Consider the following 4,053-nt stretch of genomic DNA (forward strand, 5'->3'; position numbering starts at 1 on the left):
TACTGCCAGCCCGCCACTGCGACGGATCGCCACCATGCCCGTGCCCCAGCCGAGCGGGTTGCGGCTGGGGAAGTACTGTGGCGCCGAAACGGTGACGGCTGCGCCGGCGGCTTCCGCGTCTTTCTGTGTGAGTTCGGCCAGCGTGGGGTTGACCACGCCCACCACCGCCCACTTGCCGTTGCGCACCTCGGCATCGAGGCTGCGCAACTGGTGCCGGGTGCGGATGACGACCAGCACCGGCCGGATGACGGCGATGCCGATGCGGCTGCCCGACAGCCGGTTCACCGCAGTCACGCCTTCGCGCACGGCGTTTTGCAGGCGCTGCTGAGGTGGCGCAGACGGGTCCCCGCCCATCAAGCGGCTGGCCAGGTTGCCCGCCTGCCGGCGGATCCATTCGACCGCCCGGTCCAGCATGCGGTCCACGCCGCCTTGCAGGTTGCGGATGGTGGTCTGCACCTGCGCGCCCACGTCGCCCAGGCCGATGAAGCGCGCCAGGAAGTCGAGGATGACGGGGATGGTGCGCGCCATCGTGCGCTCAACGAAGTTGGCGGCCGAGCCGATGGCACCCGACGCGATGGCCGAGACCGAGTCGAGGATGGACTCGACCAGGTCCATGATCTGGTTGATGCGCTGGATGAAGAACTGGATGGTGGTGTAGGTCTTGATGATGGCCTGGATGACCGCGCCCACCGGGCTGAGCAAGGACAGCAACTGCTGGATGCCCGCCTGCACCAGGCGCTGCTGGATGAAGCCCTTGATGGCACCCAGGGCCGACTCTCGCAGGTTGCCGAAGAACTCGCTGACGCGCTCGCGCAGCGTGGCGACCAGGCCGCGGTCGCGCACGTCGCGGATGAACTGCAGGCCGCGCTCCATGGCCGCCATGGCCGGCTCGCCGATCAGCGTGACGAGTTTTTGGCGCACGCGCTGCCAGCTCAAGCCCAGGATCTGCAGCACGAACCAGATGATGCCTTGCAGGTCCCAGCGCTCGGGCATCTGGATGCCGGCGCGCGCCACCGGCCCGGTCAGCCAGGCGATGACGCCGTCGCGCAGGTGGGTGAGGATGCGGGTCATGAACTGGCGCACGCCCCGGCCCACTGCGCCGAGCAGGTTGCGCAGGAAGCCCACCGGGTTCTGGATGATGGTCACGAAGGTGGCGCGCATCCGCGTGAGGATGCTCAGGATGCGCCGGCCGCCCGCGCCCATCGCCGCTTCGTAGATGAGTTCGAGCAGCTTCATCAGCGCTGCGCCGGCGAAGCCCACCAGGTCGCTCATCAGGGGGCGGAACTGGCCGACGATGCGCTGGATGGTCTCGATCGGGTGCAGCACGTCCGACAGCTGCAGCGAAGCCCAGGCGGCGGTGAAGGTGCCCGCCACGCGGCTCCACGTGAGGTTGCGCGAGCCGGTTTCCTGCTGGAACCAGGCGTAGGCCCGCTCCAGCGCGCCCGACTGCACAAGCTGATCGACCTTCTCGGTGCCTCCGGGGATGAACTCGGCGAAGGCCCGCACCACGTTCATGGCGGTGCGCGGCACGGCGGCGCCGGTGAAGGGGTCGCGGCCCAGCAGCACCGTGACCAGGCCGTAGCCCGGGATCTGCCGACAGAAGTCCGACAGCGGGGTCATGAAGGTCTCTTTCAGCCAGGTGATGGCCTGGGTGATGAGGTTGCCGATGAAGCCTGTGACGCGGTCGATGAGCGGCGTGAAGGTGGCCCGCGCGCGCCGCCACACATCGCCAGGGCTGAAGATGTCCGTCCAGCTCAGCGAGTCGGTGAAGCGAGTGAAGGCGTCGCGGATGGTCTGGAAGTTCAGGCCCAGCGCGGCAGTCTGCACGCCGACCCAATCGGCCACGCGGGTGACGATGCCCTGGCGCTGCAGCACCTGGAACATGAGCTCGCCACCCGGGATCAGGCCGATGAAGGCGCGCAGGATGTTGACCACGTTGCGCTCGACCACGCGCATGTTGATGGGGTTGCGACCGATGATCAGCGTCAGCAGGGTGTAGCCGGGCACGTTGGCGGCCAGCTCGGCCAAGCCGTCGAGGATGTCCGACAGGCCCAGGCGGTGCACCACGTTGCCGCTTGCCGGGCTGAGCTGCTCAGCGGGTGTGGGGCCAGCGGGGCTGAGTTCGCTGCGCTGAACCGCCGCGCGGGGCGATTCACCTTGCTGGATGGTGTGGGCGAGTTCGTGCGCGATGAGCTCGCGACCCTCTGCGGTGTCGGGCGCGTACTGGCCGGCATTGAAGTAGATGTCGCGGCCGGTGGTGAAGGCTTTGGCGCTGAGGCGCCGCGACAGCTGCTGGGCCTGGCCATCGGTGTGGATGCGCACGCGCGAGAAATCGGCGCCGAATCGGGGCTCCATGAAGCGGCGCAGAGGTGCCGACAGGGGCTGGCCGCCGCCACGGCTGGCCTGGATGCGAGCCGTGGTGGGGCCATCGACCGCGGCGTGGCCTTGGCCTTCGCGCTGGATGAGCGTGGCCCCGGCAGTGGGTGCCGATGCGCGCGAGAGCAGGCGCGGCGAAGCGATGCGAGAAAGCGAGACGCGTCCTGCGGGTGAGGAGGTTTGCGGGCTGGCCGTTGAGGGTGACGGCATCTGCACCACCCGACGTGCCACGTCGCTGGCTTCGCGCTCGGCGGCGTCGTGGGGCGAGGACACGTGCAGGCTGGCGCATTGCACGCGGCCTGCCTCGCTCAGGCCACCTCGGAACGACACCGGCGCGGCGCCAGGTGACGCAATGGTCTCCTGGCGGTGGAGGGTGGGGCTCAGCACGGCGGACATGGCCTCAGTCCTGCGGCTCCAGCGAGGGGCATTGCTGACCGGCTTTGCGGTACTCGCGCTCCAGGGCTTGTTGCAACTCGCCTGGGCCGATGGCGCGCGCGCGTTCGATGGCCAGCAGGGCCGCGTGCAGGGCTGCGTTGCGGATCTGCCCACCGGAGAGCTGGCAGCGCAGCGCCACCCGCTCCAGCGTTTCACCCGACACATGCTGGAGCGAGCCCAGGTGCGCTTGCCACAACGCCAATCGGGTCAGGGCATCGGGCAGGGGGAAGTCGAGCGTGGCGTCCATGCGCCGCGTGAAGGCCGCGTCGATGCGGTCGGCGGCGTTGGTGGTCACGACCATCACCCCGCGGTAGCGCTCCAGTCGCTGCAGCAGGTAGTTGGTTTCGAGGTTGGCGTAGCGGTCCGTGGCGCTGCCCACCTGCGTGCGGCCGGCCATCAGCGCGTCGCCTTCGTCGAGCAGCAGCACCACGTCGAGCGATTCGGCGGCCTCGAACACGCGCTCGAGGTTGCGCTCGGTCTCGCCGATGTACTTGCTCACCGTGGCGGCCAGGTCGACGCGGTAGAGCGGTCGACTCAAGGCGCGCGCCAGGTGGCGCGCAGCCAGCGTCTTGCCGGTGCCACTGGGGCCTTTGAACAAGGCTTTCACACCGTCGCTGTGACCGAAGGCCGATGGCAGCAGGCTGGCCAGCCGGTCGCGGTGGCGGCAGCGGGCCACCAGGGTCTCGAACTCTTCTTGCGCGTGGCCGGGCAGGGCCAGGGTTTCGTCGTCGTGCAAGTCAGGCATGCGCTGCGCGAGGCCATCGAGCGCGAAGCGGCCGGCTTCGTCGAGTTGGCGCAGAACGGCGGTGTGCAGCTCAACCGCGTCTGCCTGGCTGGCCTGGGATGGCCTTGGCAGCGAGCGGGCCAGTCGGTGCAAGGTGCCGCGCGGCAGGCGCAGGTCAAGCAACGCGTCGGTGGGCTCGATGGCATCGGGGCTTTGCAGGGCGTGTGGCGCTCTGGACAAGGCCAGGCGCCAATGCAGGCGGCGCTCGCCGAGGTCGGGCGCGTCGAGCTCGAGCGTGTGCACGGGCCGGTCTGTCACCGCCAGGCCACCATGCTGGGGCAGGCGGGCAACGATCAGCCCGGCGCAGCCGGCAGGGGGCTGCCAGTTCAGGCGCTCACCGAGCATGGGCTCGAAGCTGACCAGGGGCATGGCACCCATCAGCGCGGCGGCGGCGCCCAGGGTGGGCAGGTGCGCAGGGTCCACGGCTTCGATCAGGCCTTGGCCTTGGTGGCGGGCCA

Annotated in this window: 2 protein-coding genes; both read right to left on the reverse strand. The window is 69.6% G+C overall.

Going from position 1 to position 4,053, the window contains the following annotated elements:
- A partial coding sequence (locus B2W70_RS04240) for a DUF4157 domain-containing protein (RefSeq protein ID WP_286743186.1) occupies positions 1-2,772 on the reverse strand: 2,772 nt, incomplete at its 3' end.
- Positions 2,773-2,776: 4 nt separating this feature from the next.
- On the reverse strand, positions 2,777-4,053 hold a 1,277-nt coding region (locus B2W70_RS04245; protein WP_286743187.1), incomplete at its 5' end, for an ATP-binding protein.

It is taken from the genome of Aquabacterium sp. UBA2148, from assembly GCF_002328915.1.
GTDB lineage: Bacteria > Pseudomonadota > Gammaproteobacteria > Burkholderiales > Burkholderiaceae_C > Aquabacterium > Aquabacterium parvum.